Source organism: Halogranum rubrum, assembly GCF_900114455.1.
Classification (GTDB): domain Archaea; phylum Halobacteriota; class Halobacteria; order Halobacteriales; family Haloferacaceae; genus Halogranum; species Halogranum rubrum.
This window is the reverse complement of sequence record NZ_FOTC01000001.1, coordinates 501,259-520,753: the sequence shown is the minus strand read 5'-3', so window position 1 is coordinate 520,753 and position 19,495 is coordinate 501,259. Positions and strand designations below refer to the sequence as shown.

Annotated in this window: 21 protein-coding genes and 1 pseudogene; 10 read left to right on the top strand and 12 right to left on the bottom strand. The window is 55.0% G+C overall.

Annotated features, from left to right (window positions below; translation table 11 throughout):
• Window positions 1-213: 213 nt before the first annotated feature.
• Together BM083_RS02475 and BM083_RS24110 are read right to left on the bottom strand one after the other, a co-directional pair.
• Window positions 214-441, bottom strand: coding sequence for a hypothetical protein (locus tag BM083_RS02475; protein WP_089865305.1), 228 nt, complete (start codon window positions 439-441; stop codon window positions 214-216).
• Window positions 442-1,036: 595 nt separating this feature from the next.
• The gene (locus BM083_RS24110; protein ID WP_394327589.1) at window positions 1,037-1,816 is read right to left on the bottom strand and encodes a phage NrS-1 polymerase family protein; all 780 of its coding nucleotides are present in this window, start codon (window positions 1,814-1,816) and stop codon (window positions 1,037-1,039) included.
• 1,015 nt (window positions 1,817-2,831) lie between these two features.
• On the opposite strand from BM083_RS24110, the gene BM083_RS22725 reads away from it, so the two are divergent.
• On the top strand, window positions 2,832-3,035 hold the full coding sequence (locus BM083_RS22725) for a hypothetical protein (protein ID WP_143085661.1): 204 nt from the start codon (window positions 2,832-2,834) through the stop codon (window positions 3,033-3,035).
• 290 nt (window positions 3,036-3,325) lie between these two features.
• Here the strand turns inward: BM083_RS22725 and BM083_RS02460 are convergent, their stop codons facing one another.
• The 3 genes and pseudogenes from BM083_RS02460 to BM083_RS02445 all read right to left on the bottom strand — a co-directional run.
• Window positions 3,326-6,910 (bottom strand): ATP-binding protein, encoded by a 3,585-nt coding sequence (locus BM083_RS02460; RefSeq protein WP_245756831.1) that lies wholly within the window; start codon window positions 6,908-6,910, stop codon window positions 3,326-3,328.
• Window positions 6,911-7,723: 813 nt separating this feature from the next.
• A complete protein-coding gene (locus BM083_RS02450; RefSeq protein ID WP_089865297.1) occupies window positions 7,724-8,002 on the bottom strand; it encodes a YgaP family membrane protein in 279 nt (92 codons plus the stop codon).
• A gap of 663 nt (window positions 8,003-8,665) precedes the next feature.
• Window positions 8,666-9,454 (bottom strand): annotated as a pseudogene (locus BM083_RS02445) (IS5 family transposase); the annotation flags it as partial.
• Window positions 9,455-9,739: 285 nt separating this feature from the next.
• Here BM083_RS02445 and BM083_RS02440 point away from each other — a divergent pair.
• A complete protein-coding gene (locus tag BM083_RS02440) occupies window positions 9,740-10,294 on the top strand; it encodes a DoxX family membrane protein (RefSeq protein ID WP_089865291.1) in 555 nt (184 codons plus the stop codon).
• A gap of 176 nt (window positions 10,295-10,470) precedes the next feature.
• On the opposite strand, the gene BM083_RS02435 is transcribed toward BM083_RS02440, so the two are convergent.
• Together BM083_RS02435 and BM083_RS02430 are read right to left on the bottom strand one after the other, a co-directional pair.
• Window positions 10,471-10,716 (bottom strand): type II toxin-antitoxin system HicA family toxin, encoded by a 246-nt coding sequence (locus BM083_RS02435; RefSeq protein ID WP_089865288.1) that lies wholly within the window; start codon window positions 10,714-10,716, stop codon window positions 10,471-10,473.
• Window position 10,717: 1 nt separating this feature from the next.
• Window positions 10,718-10,978: a type II toxin-antitoxin system HicB family antitoxin gene (locus BM083_RS02430; protein WP_049894483.1), complete on the bottom strand. Its 261-nt coding sequence runs from the start codon at window positions 10,976-10,978 to the stop codon at window positions 10,718-10,720.
• Between the two features lie 1,601 nt (window positions 10,979-12,579).
• On the opposite strand from BM083_RS02430, the gene BM083_RS02420 reads away from it, so the two are divergent.
• The 7 genes from BM083_RS02420 to BM083_RS23085 all read left to right on the top strand — a co-directional run bounded on the left by BM083_RS02420 (window position 12,580) and on the right by BM083_RS23085 (window position 16,526).
• Window positions 12,580-12,861 (top strand): toxin-antitoxin system TumE family protein, encoded by a 282-nt coding sequence (locus BM083_RS02420; protein WP_089865282.1) that lies wholly within the window; start codon window positions 12,580-12,582, stop codon window positions 12,859-12,861.
• Window positions 12,858-13,289, top strand: coding sequence for an HVO_A0114 family putative DNA-binding protein (locus BM083_RS02415; protein ID WP_089865280.1), 432 nt, complete (start codon window positions 12,858-12,860; stop codon window positions 13,287-13,289). The genes BM083_RS02420 and BM083_RS02415 overlap by 4 nt, the downstream gene beginning before the upstream one ends.
• A gap of 196 nt (window positions 13,290-13,485) precedes the next feature.
• Entirely contained in the window at window positions 13,486-13,854 is a 369-nt protein-coding gene (locus BM083_RS02410) for a hypothetical protein (protein WP_089865278.1), read from the top strand.
• Window positions 13,855-14,089: 235 nt separating this feature from the next.
• On the top strand, window positions 14,090-14,476 hold the full coding sequence (locus tag BM083_RS02405; RefSeq protein ID WP_089865275.1) for a hypothetical protein: 387 nt from the start codon (window positions 14,090-14,092) through the stop codon (window positions 14,474-14,476).
• 337 nt (window positions 14,477-14,813) lie between these two features.
• On the top strand, window positions 14,814-15,677 hold the full coding sequence (locus BM083_RS02400) for a hypothetical protein (protein WP_143085660.1): 864 nt from the start codon (window positions 14,814-14,816) through the stop codon (window positions 15,675-15,677).
• A 246-nt stretch (window positions 15,678-15,923) separates the two neighbouring features.
• Window positions 15,924-16,325, top strand: a complete 402-nt coding sequence (locus BM083_RS02395; protein WP_089865269.1) for a type II toxin-antitoxin system death-on-curing family toxin — start codon at window positions 15,924-15,926, stop codon at window positions 16,323-16,325.
• A gap of 30 nt (window positions 16,326-16,355) precedes the next feature.
• A complete protein-coding gene (locus BM083_RS23085) occupies window positions 16,356-16,526 on the top strand; it encodes a hypothetical protein (RefSeq protein WP_177197515.1) in 171 nt (56 codons plus the stop codon).
• Window positions 16,527-16,738: 212 nt separating this feature from the next.
• Here the strand turns inward: BM083_RS23085 and BM083_RS02390 are convergent, their stop codons facing one another.
• The 5 genes from BM083_RS02390 to BM083_RS23905 all read right to left on the bottom strand — a co-directional run bounded on the left by BM083_RS02390 (window position 16,739) and on the right by BM083_RS23905 (window position 18,916).
• Complete coding sequence (locus tag BM083_RS02390) at window positions 16,739-17,167, bottom strand: type II toxin-antitoxin system VapC family toxin (protein ID WP_089865266.1); 429 nt, start codon at window positions 17,165-17,167, stop codon at window positions 16,739-16,741.
• Window positions 17,164-17,439 (bottom strand): hypothetical protein, encoded by a 276-nt coding sequence (locus BM083_RS02385; protein WP_177197514.1) that lies wholly within the window; start codon window positions 17,437-17,439, stop codon window positions 17,164-17,166. Before BM083_RS02385 ends, BM083_RS02390 begins: the two co-directional genes overlap by 4 nt.
• A gap of 165 nt (window positions 17,440-17,604) precedes the next feature.
• Window positions 17,605-18,132 (bottom strand): GNAT family N-acetyltransferase, encoded by a 528-nt coding sequence (locus BM083_RS02380; RefSeq protein ID WP_089865259.1) that lies wholly within the window; start codon window positions 18,130-18,132, stop codon window positions 17,605-17,607.
• Window positions 18,133-18,451: 319 nt separating this feature from the next.
• On the bottom strand, window positions 18,452-18,742 hold the full coding sequence (locus tag BM083_RS02375) for a hypothetical protein (RefSeq protein WP_089865257.1): 291 nt from the start codon (window positions 18,740-18,742) through the stop codon (window positions 18,452-18,454).
• A 39-nt stretch (window positions 18,743-18,781) separates the two neighbouring features.
• Window positions 18,782-18,916 carry a hypothetical protein gene (locus BM083_RS23905; protein WP_281244146.1) on the bottom strand — a complete coding sequence of 45 codons (135 nt, stop codon included), beginning with the start codon at window positions 18,914-18,916 and terminating at the stop codon, window positions 18,782-18,784.
• A 180-nt stretch (window positions 18,917-19,096) separates the two neighbouring features.
• Between BM083_RS23905 and BM083_RS02370 the strand changes: the two genes are divergently transcribed.
• On the top strand, window positions 19,097-19,453 hold the full coding sequence (locus BM083_RS02370; protein ID WP_089865255.1) for a hypothetical protein: 357 nt from the start codon (window positions 19,097-19,099) through the stop codon (window positions 19,451-19,453).
• Window positions 19,454-19,495: the final 42 nt, after the last annotated feature.

The following is a 19,495-nucleotide window of genomic DNA, read 5'->3' as shown; positions in this document are numbered from 1 at the left end:
TTGTAACTTCCAGAGGAAGGGTAATAATCCTTGAAGAGGTGCTACTTGCCTTCAGATTTCGATGGCTAAAATGTGGTAGTCAGTAATCCACGGGTGAACTCGTGGGGTTCCTCCAGGTATCTGTGTGAATGCGTACAGCGGCTCTCGCTGTAAGTAGACGCAGTTGTCTCAAGAGTAGTGTCTGGAAGAGACAAAATGAACGAACGAAGAGTCTCAAACGACGAAAAGTTCACTGAGTGCCTGCAGCACAAAGGCGACGCCCACCAGCAAGAAACCTAGCCCCGACAGTCGCATGTCGGTGAGGGTTGAGTCTGTTGGCTTAAACTCGTTCTTCTTCCACAGTCTCGATTTCTGACGGTCTAAGACCTCTGGAAAGCCAACCCACAGGAAACCCAACACAGAAAATCCAGTTCCTCCAAGCAGTTCGACAATCCAGATCATACGCTTGCTTAGAATCTCTGAAAGATATTTGTTTGGTCTTAGTGAGATGAGAGTTACATTGAGCGCCATGCTCTGCAGAGCGGGATAGCCAACTGTCGCGACCGACACCACTGGTAGTGAACTACGGAGACCCAGTACGACATGAGGTTAAAGTCTGTGTATGCCTATTTTCACTCCGATTTTCATCAGAAGGTTCATCAACACAAGCGCACGACTAGCGAGAAGTCACAGTTTCCATGGGTTCGTCTCTCGCCACTCGCGTCGCAGCCCTCGAAGCTCGTTCCCCACAACACTACAGTACGCTCAGACGCCATCTGCCACTCCTCCAAACAGCGCTTGAGAGAGCGACACGCTCCTACCCAACTGGACGACAACTGTACAACCATCTCGACGACCCACCGCTCTCCACGCGCACCTTTGGCCGGTTGCTCGCTTTGTTAGTCGAGCTGAAGATCATCGCATTCTACACCGAGCGTAGCAGTGCCAATCGCTACGATATCCGCGAGTTCGATGCGGCGACGCTCGAAGAACTCAACACAGAACTTACGTGACACGAGTGGGGAGCTGAACGCTGTTGACACAGTTCAGTGTCTCATTACCGAAAGAGTCGCCCGACGCGAGCCAACACACCCGCCTTCGAGTCTGTGTTCGTGCGTTGGTCAGTTGTTGGCGTTGGCTCACGTGCGACGGCAAGTTCGTCGCGCAGCCGCTCACACTCCTGTTCTACCGTGCTCACGCGTGCTTCCAGGTACTCAAGGGTCTCTTCGGTTGTCGTGAGTCGGTGCACCACCTTTGCAGTGGGTACAGGCGGACGCGGTGTCGGTGACTGGCCCGGACGCGCTGCAGTTGGAGTCGAGCTCGTGTCTGTTGGCGTCGGCGTGTAGTGTTCTGTCGTTCGCTCACACGCCCGCTGGAGTGTTCGTTCACCATATGTACTGCCATCTGCGAAGTGTTGCTCGTCCCATTTGCCTCGATAAAGGCCTGACCGACAGAACAGCTGGTTCATCCGGTTCGTGTCGCCGCCCGTCCAGAACGCGAGCAAACAGCACAGCGCCATGTCTGCTTCCGAGTGGCTATCGTAGGTACTCACATCACCACTCCACAGGCGCGTAAACTTCTCGCCGTTTGCAGCTGCCTTCGCTCGCTCGAGGAGGTCGTCGTCAGAGAGCGTCGAAGCCGTGGATGAAGCCGATGTTTCGGCTGTCACTTCTGACCCCGATTCCGATTCAGATTTCGGTTCTGTTGGGGTTGTTTCGGATGTTGAGAGATGCGCTGTAGCGATGGCACCGAGGACAGCCGTTCGGTGTTCGACTGTGAGTGGAGTCCCTGCCACATGGTCACCGGTGACAGTGAAGAATCGCGATTCGGTGTACATTTCGACGTCGCCGCTTCGGTTTCGACCCGGAGGCATCGTTCCTCGACAGAGCACGTGACAGCCTGTGCCCGAGGGGCTCACTTCGGTGTAGGAGTCGAGCTGCCCGACGAGCTCCGCAGCCCAGGGCTCGAACGTTCCGGTCTCGGGATCACGACAGTGGTCAAGATCGACGCCGACGAACGTATCGTCGGCGGTGAACACGAAGCCGAGACCAGTCGCTCCTCGTTGTTGGGCAGCGCTGAAGGCGTCGTCGTAGGACGTCCAGGTAGCGGGGTCTGTCGTCGACGCAAACGACCCCGTCGCTGAATCGATCGGGACTTTCGTGGACTTCTCGCCACTTCGATCACGGGTGCGCCAACAGACCCACTGGTCGACATCGCGTAATGCAGTGGGTACGGTAGCTGTATGTGGAAGCGTTGGTTGCATCGTACACCTTGCCTGTGTGATTGTTACTACCACGCACACTCTGGTAACTATTTCTGTTAGTCGCTACAGACTGTCATTGGTGTTGGTAGCTGAGCGTCTATTGGGTTCACAACTGCAACGGCGCGAAGAGGGGCACGGAGAGAGTGCCTCGGCAAGCACTAGCCTTCGACAGTGAGTTCACAAGCGTTGCTCATCGCCGGAAGAACAGTTGTGTAGAAGACGAAAGTGGGGTGAGCAACGAGCCGGAGCGACGGTAGCAATCAACGGTCAGTACAGACCGGTGTCTCAACACGCAGCAGATGAATCTGTGAGCGAGCAATCAGAGGATCTGCCATCGCGGGGCGAACCGAAGAAGACTCACCAGGCACACAGCCCCCTGCAATCGGTTGAATCGCATCGATTGAGTGGTGAAGTGACAGTGTCGCCGCACACAGAAACACTGCTCGTCGAGGGAACGCGAACGACGACACTGACCATGAGGACACGACAGATGCCGACGCAGAATGGAGGTTGTCTTACAGCCCCCTTCAGAAGTTTCACAACCCCTTGCAGTCGTGCGTTTTTGCGTGGTTGTGAAAGGGCTCAGCCAGTGAGTTGGAACCGCTCTTACAGGCGACTCCTCCCTGTCGACTCGAACCCCGAAAACTGCCTCACAGGGGCTTTTCGACACCACACACAGGAGATGGACGCACCACAACGACGCGGCGACGACCACCCCGAATCCGGCATCGTCGCCGCCGACTCCAGCTCGAACGGCGAGTATTCACAACCCCGTTCCGTCGTCGGGTTTTAGCCGTTGTGACACCAATGCAGCCACACATATCGACCACTCAATTTCCAACCGCATCCTCCTTCTACGGGCGTCTCACCCATCGAGGCCTGCTCGCGACATCGTGCTGACGTGCCACCGATCGCACTTCCATCGTACCTATCTCTCATGCAACTCACCGGGTTGTTTCCGGAGTTACGCGCCCGTTGTGTCGCCTCTTACACGGGCAGAGAACGCCCTAGGCCGCACTAGCACCACGCTCATCCGCCGACAGGGGTTGTGAAAATCGCACCATCGACGCGCAAGTGTGACTGTCAGGTCTCGAGTAGTGTATCGCGAACGTAGAGCAGCGTATAGATGGCCGTACAGCCCGGTGTGTCGATTGAAAACCGCCGCGGCTGTGAACTCTCGCTGTAGGTCTTCTCGACGCGAGGCGGCCCCTCAGCGGGCGTGTTGAGTGCCTGCAACACCGTGTGCGCGTCCGCTCGGTTCATCGTGATCCAGATGGCTTCCTCGGGCTCGCAGGCAGCCATCTTGTCGTAATCGTCTGGAACGCCCGTCTTGACGTCATGGTTCACGCGCTCGGCTTCAAGTGCGACGACGACCGTCCCTCGGCTATTCAACCCGGCTGCATCTAACCGGCCGCCATCGGGAGTTGGATGGTACGTAACCGCCTCAACGACACTCGAGTCTTCGTCGGTGACGAACGCCTGCTCGATATACTGTCGGCCGATTTCGACCATCAGGATATGCTGGCTAGACTCGCCCAGATCACCCTTGCCATCGCCGTGTGAGAGTCCGCGGCGATATCCCTCGTGAATGAGCTCGCGACCCGCAGCTGAGACGGTGTACAACCGATGGGGTTGATTGCCGTCGTGTCGAAGCACGCCATCGTCGACGAGTTCTTGGACGGCCGCTGGGTCGATGCCGACGTACTCGCGGAGTCGGACCATACTGTCGGTGACGAGGTTGTATTCGAGATCGTCATAGCGGCCCTGATGGGCGTTGTAGACGGCCTGTAAGAAGGCGAGTTGGCGATCCGAATAGCCACTATCAGCTCGCTCCGTCGCCGAGAGCGTCAGGTTAAGTGCGTGGATCGGGATGTCGTCGCGATCGATGCGATCGAGTGAGTAACAACACTCGATTGCATCACGCATGCCTTCGAACGTCGGTGCATAGCGGTTCGTACAGGCCGTGCAAACGAGTGCATGACTCGCCTCGTGATATTCGACACACATGGGGAGACGCTTCGTCAGCGGGAGGGCGCTCTGAATCGGCGAGTGAGGAGTCGTTTCTGTGAGGTCGACAGCCGACTGCGCGGATTCAGCCGAAGACTGTGCGGCAGTTCGGGGTGACTGGGACTCTGCTTCGTGGCGCTGTGTGAGCAACAGCCCGCACTGACTCTGTGTTCGTGAGTGGGCGCGCTCGATTGCGGCAGTGACGCGCTGTTCGGCTTGCCTCGAAAACGGTGAGGACCCTTCGGAGTGGCCTGGAGGCAACGGCTGTGAAGAGAGGACGAACGGTCGTGGCTCTGGCTGGGCGAAGGGGGATGGAAGACTCACGAACCACTGTCCCCGCTGTAAGGCTCGAAGGCGGTTGCCGACCTCTGGTGGGGTCATATCGGCCGTGGCAAATCGTCGCTCGAAGCGCTCATCGACAGCGACGTTTCCAGAAACGATCGTCGAGACGTTGTTCAGTACCTCTGCATACGCACCGGAATCGGCTGCCTGCAACTGTGCGGGAAACTGCATCGCGAGTGTCACAGCGAGTGAGAATTCCCGACCACGCGCCAGTAAATCTGACAGAAGGTTCGAGACGGCAATGCTTGAGGCTTCCTCGACAAAGAGATTCACCAACGGATACGCTTCGGCATCGCCTGCTCGGTGCCGCCGCTTCAACGCCGTCCACAGCTGAGAGAGCAACACGAGCGTGATGACGCGTTGAGCTTCCGGGCGCAATGCGCCAAGGTCGAAGATGACGACGGCGTCTTCATCGATGATCGTCCGAAAGTCGAACTGGGGGTGGACGGTGTCATCCTCGATGTCGACAGCGACGTGATTGAAGAGTTGACCTAATCGCTCGTCAGCCGGAATCTTCTCGATCCGGTTTGCGACCCCTTGCATCAGCTCGTCGAACGATCGCTTGCTGTTGGTCGTGATGCCGCCGAGCATCCGGGCAAGCCCGTCATCACTCACAGGTGGGGCGTCACGCGAATCGTGCATCTGTGCGGCCGCTTCCTCGAGATCATCATGCCCGAACACGTCGTGGCCGTTGACCGGGTCGAACAACGCTTTTACCAGATACCGAATGATGTCCGGTGAGCGAACGGCCTGATCGAAGCGTTCACGACCCATCACCTGTCGCAGGATATCGAGATAGTGGTCGACGACGTCCTCGACAGCGGCTGTCCGATCGATCCCATCGGCAAGCTGGTCGCGAATATCGAAAAACGAGATGGCGGGCAGCGTCTCCGCACAGTCGAAGTAATAGACGTTCTGTAGCGACCCATACCGCGCGTAGTGTGCTCGCAGGTAGTCGATGGGCAAATCGCCACCCTTCGGGTCGATGAGGATGTCCGCGCCGTCTGTGGCCGCATGATTATCGAGCATCGCGTTCAACAGCGACGTCGATTTCCCCGACCCCGTTTTCCCGAACCAAGCGATATGCAGTGGTTGTAACGAGGGAGGGAGTGAAACAGGCGTAGGTTCTGTTTCGTTATCCTCGGTCAGCGGGCGCCCAAGCGTAAGCCCGGGTTGGCGGTACGTCGACAGTCGCTCCAGTGGGGGTCGCGGCACCGACGACGCTTCGCCGTGTGTGATGTCGAGTCCTTGTTTCCCAGCGGTGGTGAGTCGCGCTCCGTCGACGAGACAAAACGACGGCAGTGAAGTGGGGTCGACGACGAGACACGGGCTGTGGTTGGCCGTAATGGGCAACCGCTGGGTAAGTCGGCGAGTCCGTCCCAGCCCAGTCCGGAAGGTCCGTTCGGTGATGGATGCAGCGAGTCGCTGGGCTGACTCACCCGTCACGACATGAGGACGAACCGTATAGTAGGTGTTACTGACGTCGCTAAACGCCGTCTCGAGGGTCGCAATTGCGTCAAGTGAGTGGTCGTCGTCGCCGATAGCAACAGCCCGAACGTTCATGTCGAACGATCGGCGAGCGTCTTTGGCGTCGAGCTGTCTAATACGCTCGGCGTGACTGTGATCTACGTCATCGAGCGAACGCTCGCGAACCGGGCGGTCGTCGATACTGCCAAACCACCGCTGGGTAAACGTGTCCTCGTAGGTGAGCAAGTCATCTCGACGGAGGGCTGCATCGGCCGTCCAGTCGGGCTTCGGGCGGACGAGCACTTGATACACCATCGGTACGGTGGCGCTGACCATCGCTGCAACGACCGTCGAGAGTGGATTCCGAGTGCGACGATGGTCACTTTCGAAGGCAGCATAGTCGGTGAGTTTCAGCTGCCAGTCGTGGCGGCGCTCGGCGTGACCGTGGAATTCGATGCCCGCAACCGACGTTGTCGGCGTGTCAGTGCCGTCGGGGCTGGGTTCGGTTGGCGCAACCAGTGTCTGTGTTGGAAGTGTGAGCGTCGTCTGTGTGAGTTCGTACGGGTCCGCAAAGAGGCGTCGTGCGAACTGCTCAATCCGGGCAAGACCGGATTCGTCTGTGGCCGAGAGATAATACTCGAGTTCGGCTGTTGACTCTGGTTTGACGAGTAGCCATTCGACGTCAGTCGCCGTCTGCTGGCAGAGTCGGTGCAACGTCTGGAACTGCGCGTGAATCGTCTCCAGTGTGAGCGTGTCGTCTGTGGGTGTGATTTTGAGTGCTGACCGACGTGGGTGACGTGACGAAGGACTTGGTGACTGTTTGGGGTCGTCAGCGGCAGGTGTATGACTCATTTCTATGTGGTATGTTCACATACACCACTCAAGAGTCGATAAATTCATCGTTCAAAATAGCACAAACAAATGTTGTATGGATGACGAGAATATCTGTCATCTGGATCGATGTAGCGGTTCAGCGGTCTCAAAACGAAGTCCAGACAGAGGCTGAGCACCCCGCCGCGAGTCGGTTGAAGAAATCTGTCGTCTATGAATGTCGACACTGTGGAACGACTGTTGGCTCACCGTACGAGCGATGTCCATACTGTTGACCGGTGGAGATTATTTGAGGTTAGCGAATCTTCCCGCGTAGAAGTATTGCAACCCGGCAACCGCTGCAGCCACTAACCCCAATGACTGAATCAGTGTATTAGCTTTCTCACCACGGCGATAGCTTACTACGAGACTGTGGATAGATGCACTCAGTATGATTGCTAGTGCAGCGAAACCAATGAAATCCATTGTTTGAAAATGTTTCTATTCGAACAAAAATGTGCCGATGGAATGGCCCATTACCGAATGCTTACCGTGCTGACTACATCTTCTGAGTGTTGCACACCACTTCTGGTAACGTTCGGGTAGGTTTCTCTGGTCGTGCTGAACTCAGCGTGCGAGTGTGTCATTAGCACTGGTCGCTTTCGCCCCGGAACGTTCGATACATCGTTGAGAGTTACCACACCAAAGCGCGTACTCTCTGTACGCTGTCAGTGTCCGCATGCCGAAAATAGGGGCTGTGTGAGGCACAACCCTTGGAAGGGTAAGAGCTCTCCCGTCCGTCGCAACTCCTGGGGGGTGCCAGTCACCACATCCGAGCGACGGACGTGGACTGCGTCACTTTATGCTGGGGTTTGGCTCCTCGGACGACGCTTGCTGGGTAGAACGGTCAGTGTACGTGTTCAGGCCGATTGCCGCGTTGAGCGGGCACTTTTGAGTTGTAGCAGTCACGGACAGGATTGCGCCGACCAGGACTGCGAGGCCTGCGAGCACGAATCCGAGTTGTCCCGCTGCGAGCGTGACGAATCCACCGAACGCCCCGATACCCACGATAATCAGGGTCGGGCCGACGATGAGCCGCGCAATCCGATCGTATCCGCCGACATTCTTTTCCATAGTTTGGTCACCTTAGTGCAAGACTAACCGAGGGCCCGTGACGACTTAACAGTATTCCAAAATTCACCCATACCCTTGTTTCCGGCGTTTTGCGGAGCACATGTGTAGAATTCTGGTATCAGACCACTGTTAACCTCGTCTGAATTTTCCTCTGAGAGATGTGATGTATTCACACTACTAACCACTCGTGAAACTGGGCGACCCGGATGCCGTGACCAGCTCGCGTCGGAGACGACGCACGGCCCATACTACCGTCTCGGTTCCTGATAGAAACGGCCGCGATAACTACGCTACACTAATCGGTCGATTTGCGTTCGATATACCATCCAATTCCTCCCCCGATTAAGGCACCGAGGACAACACCAAACGGACCACCGAGCATCAAGCCAAAGAGGATTCCCAATGTTGCGCCGACAGCAGCGTATCCGCCTTCGAGATCGGGCACAACGAGAGATGAGAAGATGAGCTTCAATATATCTTGCCCCGTCGCTTCGCTCGCTCAGTCTGTCAGGTACTCCACTCTGCAAGCCGGGAGTACAATCCTCAGCAGTTGCTGACTACACCCTCTGAGCCTTGTTTAGTCGCCTGAATTCAGTGACTCGACCCCGCAATTGCGCGTTCGATGTTTCGCACCGCTGATTTCATGACAAGTTCACGGAACTAACCGAACCACGTTCTCGCCCACAGCGTCTCGCCGTACCGACGGCGCAATCCGAAAAACACCGATTCTGCATTCGAGCGTTGATGATACGCCCCATCGAAAATAATCAAGTTTCTCGCCCAACCCCGCAATCCCGGTCCACGTTGCGGAATAAGCGGTGTGACATTTTCAGAACGTAATTTCGTCCGAAGTGCTTCCCAGTCGTATCCTTTATCCGCCGCCACAGCCGTTAAATCGTCGAGATTCCGCACTAGCACTTGCCAGCCGACCTGTGTATCGTGCAGTTGTTTCGTCGAACAGTGTATATATAGTATCGTACTTGTTTCACAATCGATGAGCAGCGTGGTTTTCACCGCCTCAAACGTATAGTCTATCCGTTTCGCGTAGTGCTGACTAGCTTGGACACGATCCATGCCGGTTGTGTCGATCGCTTGAACATCACCGAGTTCGTACAGCTCGACCGATGCGTCGAGCATCGCTCGCCACCGCTTCATCGGAATCTCTTGCTTCCGTGCACAAACTGTGGAGAAGTGAGGAAGCGTCTCAACCGTTAAACCGAGTGACTCTGCGACTCTCGGTATTTCTCGGAGAACATCCAGCAGCTTCCGGTAGTCGTGACCGAGGTACTCTTTGAACCCTTGAACGGCGAGAATCACCCAGTCGGCATACCCCTCTTTTCCGGGACAGTATGCCGGAGCTGGCTCGCCAACGACGGCTTTTTTGGCGAGCGATACAATCGTCTCTGCGAAGCGGGAGGTCTTGGTTTGCACACCCAATCCGTCCCGCTTCAGTTCCTAGTAAATTTGGCACCTCTGTGGAGCTGCTAGCACGGCGATATTAGTTACACACTTCTCAGACTGACCGAGTCTAACCGTCTAAACAAGGCCCACCCTCTGTATGTGTCACGACCATTCTGACAGCGTTCGGTGAGGTTTTTGTTGTCGTGCTGAATAGAGCGCGCGAGTCTTGCAGCAGGATGATCGTTCGATTCAGGGTCGACGTATATTATTATGAACTTTGGTATTTGAAATTGAATAAATAGGTTTTTTTAATCCGCCTAGAAATATTTCTATGTCATGTCTGTACGAGAAGTTGAACTCCGGAGTACGATTGCAGGCTTCACTGCTGCAGGGAAACTCCACACATTGAGTGTCTGGTTCATCCTCGCGCTCCGGCTGATGATGGGATTGGCGTTCCTCCAAGCAGGTCTCGGGAAACTGACCGGTGGGGGATTCGATGCTGCAGGATATCTCCAAAACGCGCCGTCCGCAAACGGAAGCCCGCTGGCGGACCTGTTCGTCTCGATGGCACAAACCCCGTGGTTCATGGACTTCGTGAACGTTGCTGTCCCGTGGGGACAACTCCTCATCGGGCTCGGACTCCTCGTCGGGTGTCTGACGAGGCTCGCCGCGTTCTTCGGAGGATTCATGATGGTGCTGTTCTACTTCGGGAACTGGGATATTGCCCACGGCTACATCAATGGCGACTTTGCGTACATGCTCGTGTTCTTGTCAGTCGCAGCGTTCGGGGCTGGCCGGATTCTTGGACTTGACCAGTATATCGAACGGTATGAAATTGGAGGACAACCGCTCGTTGAGCGGTATCCGTGGACCCGGTATCTCCTCGGATAACAGCCCATTCGCACACCTACTTAACGGTTGATTCAGACGGATATTCCAGAGCTGAACGAGCGGGGCGTGCTGAACTCAGCCTTTATCTGTGTCACGCCATTGCTGACAGCTTCTGGATGAGTCGTAGCAGCCTGAGACCAGATTCAGTGAAAAACTCACAGTTCGTGAGGCGAACCCTAACAGTGGTCGTCAATCCACTCACAGAACGAGTGGAAATCTTCTGCACCACACTGCTCTGCGATGCTCCCAAGCGTCCCACGAGGGATATCTCCGTGAAGAGGGACAGTCGGTCGTCGAACGTCGCCAGTGTCGGGGTTGACGTACTCCAACGTGAGGTGACTCCCAGACCGTGACTTCGGCTCGTACCCGAATTTCATCAGCACCTTGGCGACTTCTCGACCTGTGAACGTCGTCCGGCCCACGTTACTCGTCCCACGGCGGGCGGCCTTCGCTTCCGATTTCGTCCTCGCTGAGACCGAGTTCTGCGGCCAGCTCGTCATCGTCGACGGGTTCTCCCTTCCCGTGGTAAGCATCGAGTGCGTCTGCGAGCATCCGCAGAGCCTCTGCGCGGTCGTCACCGAAAGAAGCGACACCCGTCTCGATGTCTTTCGCCGTGACTCGTCCATCCTCCTCATAGACGAACTCGACGCCGCCATTACCGTTGTCACGAGTCGTGCTGGCCATCTCTATCAAAATCGAGTCGGTGGCTACAGATAAGCGTTCGGACAGTCTCACGTCGGTTTCTGACTGGTCAATGTAGTCTATAGGCGAGGTGGTGCTGAATTCACCCTCTGTATGTTGCATGTATCTTCTGACAGCATTCGGGGGAGGTTTCTACGAGCGTGCTGAACTCAGGGCGCAAGTCGGTCAGGAGAATATTATTGTACTTCCCACTACAAGTTGAACTATGAACGATATAAGACATCAGTACCATCGTCTTGATGGATGGATGCGGAATTTATCTCGCATCCAATATGCTGTTCTCGTCGGGTTGATGTCTGCCCTTTCTGTGCTTGCAATTGGTACGCTAATGGGTGATTCTGTGACCTTTGAGGCTGTTGCAATGGGACTCTCGCTGACCATAGTCTACTACGCTTGGAACCCAAACCAAGAGGATTGAACACGAACTCATCGTGCTGAACTCACCCTCTGAGTCTTGCACGATGCTCCTGACAGCATCTGAGTAGTTTGTTGTGGTCGTGCTGAGCTCAGGGCGCTTATTCAGCATACCTCGGTACGCCAGAAAACACTTCACTACCAACAGATGACTGCGTATATGAAACGTCGTGCCCTCCTCAGCCTCGGTGCCGGATCTATTGTCGGCATCGCTGGTTGTTCAGCACTGAATTTGAACGAGGATACTACCCTCGCGTTCATCGAACTGCGGAACAGGACCGAAGAATCGCAAACCCTCGATGTGCTGGTCCGACGGGACGGAGAACTCGTCCACTGGAGTAAGTACACCCTCCCTTCCTCAAGGACGACGGACGATGGGGCGCATACTATAATTCCCTCCGAGCGAATCCTCGCCGACGAGTATGACGGGTGTACTCCGGGGGTCTATATGATAGACCTCCGTCTCGGTGAGGGGCAACGGTATTCAGTCGAGAGAACAGCAGCCGACCGAGGGCAAGGAATCTGGATGTCATTGGAACCGGACGGCAGCATCACGGATGGTATTCACGCTACTGGGGACTCGCATTGCTGAATTCTCTCTCTGAATGTTGCACGCACCTTCTGACAGCAACTGGTGAGGTTTCTGTGGTCGTGCTAAACTCAGCGCGCAAGTCGGTCATGAGTCAGTCATCATTTGGCGGTCGCTCGGGAGTGATAAACATAGAGCGCGCACTGCTCAGTCTGATGTTGTCTGCCGTATATTTTGGACTAGCAACCCGACTGAGAGGAGAAACAATACAAGGAGAGACACCTGATAAAGTCTATCTGGAGTGGATAATCCACCATTCATGAACCAAAGAAAAATCCAGACCATGCACAATGCGGCGAGAGAAATCTCCTCTGTCCAGCGTTTTAATCTATTGACGAGTTCCATGTATTGGCACAGCTTTCGGGCACTCTTAATTATTCGTGCCCTCCGCGAAGGATGGTGAATTGCTGCATACATCCTCTGAGTGTTGCACGCCGCTTCTAACAGCGTTCGGTGAGGTTTCTGCGGGCGTCCTGAACTCACAGCGCAAGTCGGTCAGGAGTTGCAGGTGATTCTTCACTCTTTGATGGGCAATACCCCATATGCTTATTTTGATGGGCTTCATACCATAGCGTGAGGAATGACGTTCGAGGTTATCGAGAACACCGAAGACAGGACGGGTGAGACGGTCATTCGGCGGAAAATCTACCGAACTGACGACCCTCAGTATCCGAGCGGGTACCGATACGCGCTTCACTACGGGTTTCTCGATGGCCAAGGCGTCATTCTCCGCTACGACAACGAGAACCGAACTCCCGGACGCCACGAACGACATACACCCGATGGCATCGACGAAATTGAGTTCCCCGGAATGATGGAACTCCGTGACCGGTTCCTGAACGAAATCCAGGATCTTCCATGACCGCAAACATACTCAAAATTACGTACGGCCAGCGCGAGAATAACCAGCGAGCCGCTCGCGAGCGACTCCGTCGGGCGGAATCTGGAGAAGAGTTCGAAGAACAGGAGGCAGCGTTCGTGCTAAACTTCGAGGACCTCGACGACGTTGAACGACTCATGCGTCGGTTGAACCTCCAGCTCTTGGACATCGTCGCTAGTGAGCGCCCAGAAAGTATCCGTGAGACTGCTCGACTTGCCAATCGCGATTACAAGGAGGTTCACCGGAATCTCAAGGAACTCGAAGCGCTCGGCGTCATTGAGTTCACTACAGATGGTAACAGCAAGCGCCCGATACTCCGCGATGGAACCGAGGCAATTGATCTCTCAATTACGTTCCCTATCGATACCGACACGTCAAATTCCAATTCTCGTCGAGAGACGTCAGCGTGAGCAACATCGTCAAGATGTCGATAAGAATGTTTACTGACAATCGGGCTCGATGAAACCCTTCAATCGACGATAGTTCCTAATAGCTATGCTGAATACAGCGCACAAGTCGGTCACAAGATTGGTGCTAGCGATTGTTTATTACTATCTTTTTGGTGTCTGACTCAATCTTTTTGTGTTCATAACTTGTCCTGATGACATGGTCGATTACAAAGCCCTCTCCGCCGGTGTTATCGTGGGGGGAGTGATAGCTTGGATCCACTCTATTGATGGTTCAGGGAACCCGCAACTGCTGCTTTCTCTTGGTCTCATCTGGGCTCTCGCTGGCTGGTTACTAGCTCGAAATCGCTCTGCGCTGAAGGACAGTGGTCTCTTTCCACAGATTCTACTCCCCCTACTGGTGGTGTTCCCTCTGTATAGTATTCATCCCGATCTTCAACTTGGAGGGCACCGACTCACACTTGTGCAGCTCGCGATGGGCATTGCAGCTGCAGGAATTGGGCTTGGTGCAGAGATGAGTAAATCAGCCGATGAGGAGCGATCTCAACCCGTAACTCCCGCTGATTGACCGCTGATAGCTCACCCTCTGAGTGTTGCACGCCACTTCTGACAGCGTTCAGTGATGTTCTTGAGGCCGTGCTGAATAGAGCGCGCAAGTCGGTCAATTCACTACCCAAGAAATATTAACTCTCACTTATTTGTGCTCTCGGTAGATTATTTCTCTTGGTAACTATCTGACTAGTTCTTCTCTCAGTTGGTCGACCTTCCAGTGGAATTAACTTACCACTACAGGGATTTATGACATGACAGTCAAGCTATTTTTCGGCGGCTTGGGAATCATCCAAGTTATCACGAGCTGTGTCCTTGCATGGGCAAACTTAGGACATCTAACCGTAGGTTTCAGTCTAATTGCTGTTGGGGCGTTGTTTGTAAGTGGCGTGCTGAAAATCCTCTTTGGCTTTGTCTGTGAGAACGTTGTAAACGTCCAGCGAACTATTGGCGGGTCGTTCCTTTTTGAGGGGGTATATTTTGGCACTGGCTATCAGTTTCTAGTCGAAATTGGGGTGTGCGAGGCTCGGCTGTGGGTTTACGTCCTGGCCACACTCTCTGCGTTGACATTGATAGTAGTCGGTATTGGCGTTCTTCGTGACCGGTCGGCGTTCCCGGGCTTCTTCCCGAAGCAATCGTAACTTCCGTTGGTATGCCATCTATTATATTTGTGAATGTGGTCTAGTCTTTGCTGAACTCACCTCTGGATGTTGCATGCCGTTACTGACAGCATTCGGTGGGGTTTCTACGGGTGTGCTGAACTTAGGGCGCGAGTCGATCAGGAGCCATTGGCCGCCAATGAAACTTGTCGATTTGTCCTCCAAGTCGGCAGAAAGTGGGAGGGTCTCAATGATCGAACTGAAAACCTTGAGTGAGTAGTCTCTGTTCCTGTGGCCGTAAATTGAATATTGAGAGTGAAAACGAGATGACCAATGAAAAACACTCTTACTGATAGCGATTCACAGAGTATCCGACGTAATGTCCCTCCACACACACTTCTATCGAGAGCTGACTGAGCCTGAGCTTCGGCTCGCTACAGCCATCGGGCTCGTGTCAGCACTACTCACCGTGCCGCTATCGTGGCCAACAGTAACCGACGAGTCGTTAGTTGCTGGTGGAACCGTCTCTGGTGGTGCGTTCATAGCCGCTGGCTTTCTCGTCGGATGCCTCTACTACAATCGACCAACGAGCGGACGTCGAGCGAGTACACGAACCGGGCTTGTTGCTTCCATTGGACTCGTTATCGTCTATCTCGCCACCATGTTTTCGACCCTCAGCGTATCCTCCCCCAGAGCAGCGCTCTTCACCGTGGTTGGAACTCTCATCGCTATCGTTCTCGGAGTTGCCATTGGTGTACTCATTGTCCGTGTGGCTGCCTATTTCGGTGACCGACTTGCTGCTGTGCGGTCGTGGCGGGCCGAAGTGAAGGGTACGACGAGTGAAGACTGGCGAGGAACAAATGACTCGAAATGGCCGAAATACGTGGCTGTGTACGTCTTCGTCGTGCCTGTGACAGTGGGCTATTTCTTTGGACTTAGGCCCCAAAGTGCTGTTGGGACACTTTTCGGAATCTTATTGCTGTTAATTACGTATAGTACAGCAATATTTCTGCTCGTTGCAGTGTACAAGGATGCGGAAAAGCTCCATGAAAGTAATTCACCGTGGATTCCAAACGTTGTTGCGTACGTTGGCACTCCTATCGCCGCGTTCATACTCGGTGATTACGCAGCAGAGCTTAACGCATGGGACGCCCCCGTTGGAGCCCTGAGCTTCGTCGGTGTGTGCTGGCTCGCTGCACTCATCTATCTCCTTGACCGGCGGCGCTCAGTGGGGACAGCGTAGTATCTCCGGTTTTGCGAAAGGTACAACGACCATTCACTACAACGAACGCCGGTGATTTGGTGAACTCACCCTTTAAGTCTTGCACGCACTTTCTGCCAACAACTGGTGAGGTTTCTGTGGCCGTGCTGAACTCAGGGCGCATATCTCGCAATTGTATCTGTAGGCAGCCATCTGAGAAGGGAGAAAGAACATCACTGTCCGGCAGAGAGAAAAACGACTATCCAAAGTCGACCTGTATTTGTCACTGTGAGCGACGAACTGGTGTATCCTACGGTTGAGCTCATCCTCGAGATTCACGAACAGATCGTCGAGGAGGGTGATAACACAGAGCCAGGCGTCCGCTCGAAGAAACCGATTACGTCCGCGGTACAATACATCTCTGAAGGATACTTCGGTGAGTCACCAGAAACGATTCACCACAAAGCTGTGCACCTGATGCGCCTCTTGATCGCCGATCACCCGTTTGTCGACGACAACAAACGAACTGCACTCGACACAGTAGCGACGTTCTACATGCTCAACGGGTACACGTTCGACTATGGCGATGAGGTTCGAGCACTGCTGAAGCGTTTTGCAACCGATTCAGAGAGAGTCGACATCGAGACGGCTGTCGTATACTTCCGGGCCTGTACACGGCGGAACAGATAAACAACACCAGAAACTACACGACAGTAAGAGATGGCGTCCAGCACTGATACCTCACGTTCTGCCGACGACGAAGTCCGCAAACTCTACGAGCGGTATCACGCGGCAGAGACCGACGAAGAACGCCGCAAAATCGCGCTTGAAATGGCGCGACTCGACAGACGCCGCCATGCTGAAATCTACAGAGCCCTCGAAACAGAGTGAGCCACTTCTCGAATTTGTAGGTGGAGAATGCGCTCCGAATATCGTGTATCTTCTTCCCGGGGTTCTTGCTGTTCTTCTTGGGTCTGTTTAGCCGTGTTTGCCTATCAACGTAGTCCAGCGAAGAATGCGACTCAATCCGTTCACTCTCTACGCTCAGTACGCCGGTTCTACCAGCTTCTGGACGAAGTGGGTAAGACACTCCAAGAAAATTATTAGTATCCTGGTTCGATACGCTCAACGAGTCCATCGAAATCCGTGTCGAAGCTCAACACAGCGTCGATATCACGTGACTCACACAGCGTGACTATCGTCGCGTCAGTGAAGCTGAGGTCGTGGTCGTCGTATCGACGAAACGTTTCTAGCGACGTCCGAACATCGTCCGGTTCGACGTGAATCATTTCGAAGACTTGAGGAAACGGCTCTTCGCCGAGAATGCGACCGGCGACGGTGTCCGCAGCCTCGAATGAACCTGTTCGAGCGCGCGTGAGGGTCACGGTCTCGTCGAAAACGTAGTCGTTCGTATACGGTTGTCCGTATTCCCCATCAAGCAACTCGTCGAATGCACTGACGGCCTGGTCGTGCTGATCCGCATCCGAATCGTGGTGCGCAAAGAACACGCCAGTATCAACGAAGACACTCATCCGTACAGCACGTCGTCGATGTCTTCTTCGCTCGTCGAGACTCCGGACGAGACCATCCCATCGTGAAACTTCTCGCGCTCGGATTCGGCGAGGGGAACACGTTTCTCTCGGAACGAGTCAATAAGGTCTGCCTTGGACTCAATGGCATGCTCAACGAGTCGTGCGAGGATTTCCTGTTGTGTCACTCGGTTGCCTGTCTTCAGCCGAATCTCGGCCTGTAACCGTTCGAGCCGAGATTTGGTGTCGTCGTCCATCTTTACCGACGTGACCATGCTTTTGGGTAGAACATACTACTGGGTAAAGTTTGCTACCGTACCCACTGGTGTAACCAAAGTCTGCTGAACTCACTCTCTGAGTCTTGCACGCCGCTTCTGACAGCGTCCGGGGAGGTTTCTATGGCCGTGCTGAATACAGAGCGCGTGTGCATCATTCGGCTACTACTGGTTCCACTCCTCGGCCAGCAACCCATACCGTCGTACATCGACGTATTCCCCCTCGATGAAGGCCTCTTGTCGCAGGGTTCCCTCCTCGCTGAAACCCACTTTCTCTAACACACGGCACGACCCCGTGTTCGTTGCGAACGGCTCCGCGTACACCTTGTTCAAGCGTCGTTCTTCGAATCCATAGCGGCAGATGAGGCGAACTGCCTCTGTCGCATACCCGTTACCCCACTTGTCCGGGGCGACCATATATGCGATTTCGGCTACTCCCCACACGTCGTTCGGTGGATTCAGCGCAACCGTTCCAACGGGGTCTCCGTCAACGCAGATAAGCAAGACAACCCCGTCTGAGTCGTCTCGGGCGGCTATCCAGTCAGCTTTCTGCGTTCGACTTCTCGGGGAAAACGCGGTGAGACTGGACCGAACTTGTGGGTCATTGAGTGTTTGCTGGAGAAACGCTGCGTCGTCGGTCTCGATGGTACGTAGCTCGACATCCTCACCATCCAGAAAGACAGGACCGGGCATATCTACCGATACGCGGCATCCGGCTTTAACCTCACTCCGACGACGGTGCAAGACACACCCTCTGAGTGTTGCACGCTCCTTCTGACAGCGATTGGTGAGGTTTCTGCTGGCGTGCTGAATACAGGGCGCGTATCTTGCAGAGAACGTCGTCACGTCCGGAGGAGGAACGCGACGGCGGCCGAGGCGAGCGAAATTCGCGGTCGAAACCGTCGACTGATGTCGGTAGCCATTGCAGTACCTTCGGTAACGGTCACAAAAGAACGAAACCGTAAACCCCAGCGTACCGGGTCACGCGCCTCGAGAGATTCGCATCCGTCGGTTACGCTCCCAGCCAATCGTTGTTGCTGATTTCGTAGCCGTTCATCTCGCAGTACTTTCGGGCTCGCTGCCGGACGGCCCGCGAACTCGGGCGCTTGCCGTCGGTTCGAATCTGCTCGACGATCCACTCGCTTACGATGGTGATCCCTTCGTCGTCGTCGTCCGGCGTGACGTCCTCGAGCGCATCGAACGTCTTCTCGTACACCTCGTGTTGCTGGGCGCGGTCGTCGTCGGGGAGTCGGGCCTCAGCTTCGGCGGCCGCGATCCGTTCCATCGCCGCGTCGATTGACATAGTCTTTGCTACCACTCGCGCAGGCATAAACACCGGGCGTCAGAACACGTCGACCCGTCCCACGACGAGGTCCTTCCTGACCGTCTCCACAACGTCGAGCTCCGCCTCGACAACATCCGCGACCGCCTCGCGGTCACCGGCAGTCGTCGTCACGTCGACGGCCCACGGGATCACCGATCCTCGAGGGGAGCTGGACGCCGCTGTACGTTGCGGCGATCGACTCCTCGAGCCGGCGGGCGGTTTACAATCCCTTGGGGTTGTGGGAGTAGGCTCACTCTCCTCGGTCACCTGCTGCATACACCCTCTGTATCTTGCACGCCGCTACTGACAACATCTGAGTAGGTTTCTGGGGTCGTGCTGAAACGCGCAGTCGGTGAGCAGTCGACGTGGCCGTACGTCGCATTTCAAGTACTGTTAGTTGTACTGATCACGTTCCTGTGGCTCTCAGACATCCTTCCAGCGACGATTGAGGGCACAACATCACAGAGTATCGTAGAGGCGGGGCTTCCCGTGAACGTCATCTACTTTCTCGATCTTGGGGTCATCGTCCTCGCGTTCGCCCTGTCTTCGTACTGGCTTTACAAGCGACGGCCGTGGGGATATGCGTTCACTGTCGTCCTACTAGTGAAAATTGCGGCCCTTGGGGGAGCCGTGTTGGCCATGGCGTATTTCATGATCAACGACGGCAAGCGGTTCCCCTCCCTCAGATAGTAATTTTCGAGGATCTGACACTCCTCAGTTTCGGTTTGATGG

Bases quoted from the DNA above. Each gene is read 5' to 3' on its own strand.
- BM083_RS02420 (WP_089865282.1), top strand. From the start codon at position 12,580: ATGACGTTCGAGGTTATCGAGAACACCGAAGACAGGACGGGTGAGACG.
- BM083_RS02440 (WP_089865291.1), top strand. From the start codon at position 9,740: ATGTCTGTACGAGAAGTTGAACTCCGGAGTACGATTGCAGGCTTCACT.
- BM083_RS02375 (WP_089865257.1), bottom strand. From the start codon at position 18,742: ATGTCAATCGACGCGGCGATGGAACGGATCGCGGCCGCCGAAGCTGAG.
- BM083_RS02400 (WP_143085660.1), top strand. From the start codon at position 14,814: ATGTCCCTCCACACACACTTCTATCGAGAGCTGACTGAGCCTGAGCTT.
- BM083_RS23085 (WP_177197515.1), top strand. From the start codon at position 16,356: ATGGCGTCCAGCACTGATACCTCACGTTCTGCCGACGACGAAGTCCGC.
- BM083_RS02380 (WP_089865259.1), bottom strand. From the start codon at position 18,132: ATGCCCGGTCCTGTCTTTCTGGATGGTGAGGATGTCGAGCTACGTACC.
- BM083_RS02390 (WP_089865266.1), bottom strand. From the start codon at position 17,167: ATGAGTGTCTTCGTTGATACTGGCGTGTTCTTTGCGCACCACGATTCG.
- BM083_RS02450 (WP_089865297.1), bottom strand. From the start codon at position 8,002: ATGGAAAAGAATGTCGGCGGATACGATCGGATTGCGCGGCTCATCGTC.
- BM083_RS02410 (WP_089865278.1), top strand. From the start codon at position 13,486: ATGGTCGATTACAAAGCCCTCTCCGCCGGTGTTATCGTGGGGGGAGTG.
- BM083_RS02430 (WP_049894483.1), bottom strand. From the start codon at position 10,978: ATGGCCAGCACGACTCGTGACAACGGTAATGGCGGCGTCGAGTTCGTC.
- BM083_RS02385 (WP_177197514.1), bottom strand. From the start codon at position 17,439: ATGGTCACGTCGGTAAAGATGGACGACGACACCAAATCTCGGCTCGAA.
- BM083_RS02475 (WP_089865305.1), bottom strand. From the start codon at position 441: ATGATCTGGATTGTCGAACTGCTTGGAGGAACTGGATTTTCTGTGTTG.
- BM083_RS02415 (WP_089865280.1), top strand. From the start codon at position 12,858: ATGACCGCAAACATACTCAAAATTACGTACGGCCAGCGCGAGAATAAC.
- BM083_RS02405 (WP_089865275.1), top strand. From the start codon at position 14,090: ATGACAGTCAAGCTATTTTTCGGCGGCTTGGGAATCATCCAAGTTATC.
- BM083_RS24110 (WP_394327589.1), bottom strand. From the start codon at position 1,816: ATGTACACCGAATCGCGATTCTTCACTGTCACCGGTGACCATGTGGCA.
- BM083_RS02460 (WP_245756831.1), bottom strand. From the start codon at position 6,910: ATGAGTCATACACCTGCCGCTGACGACCCCAAACAGTCACCAAGTCCT.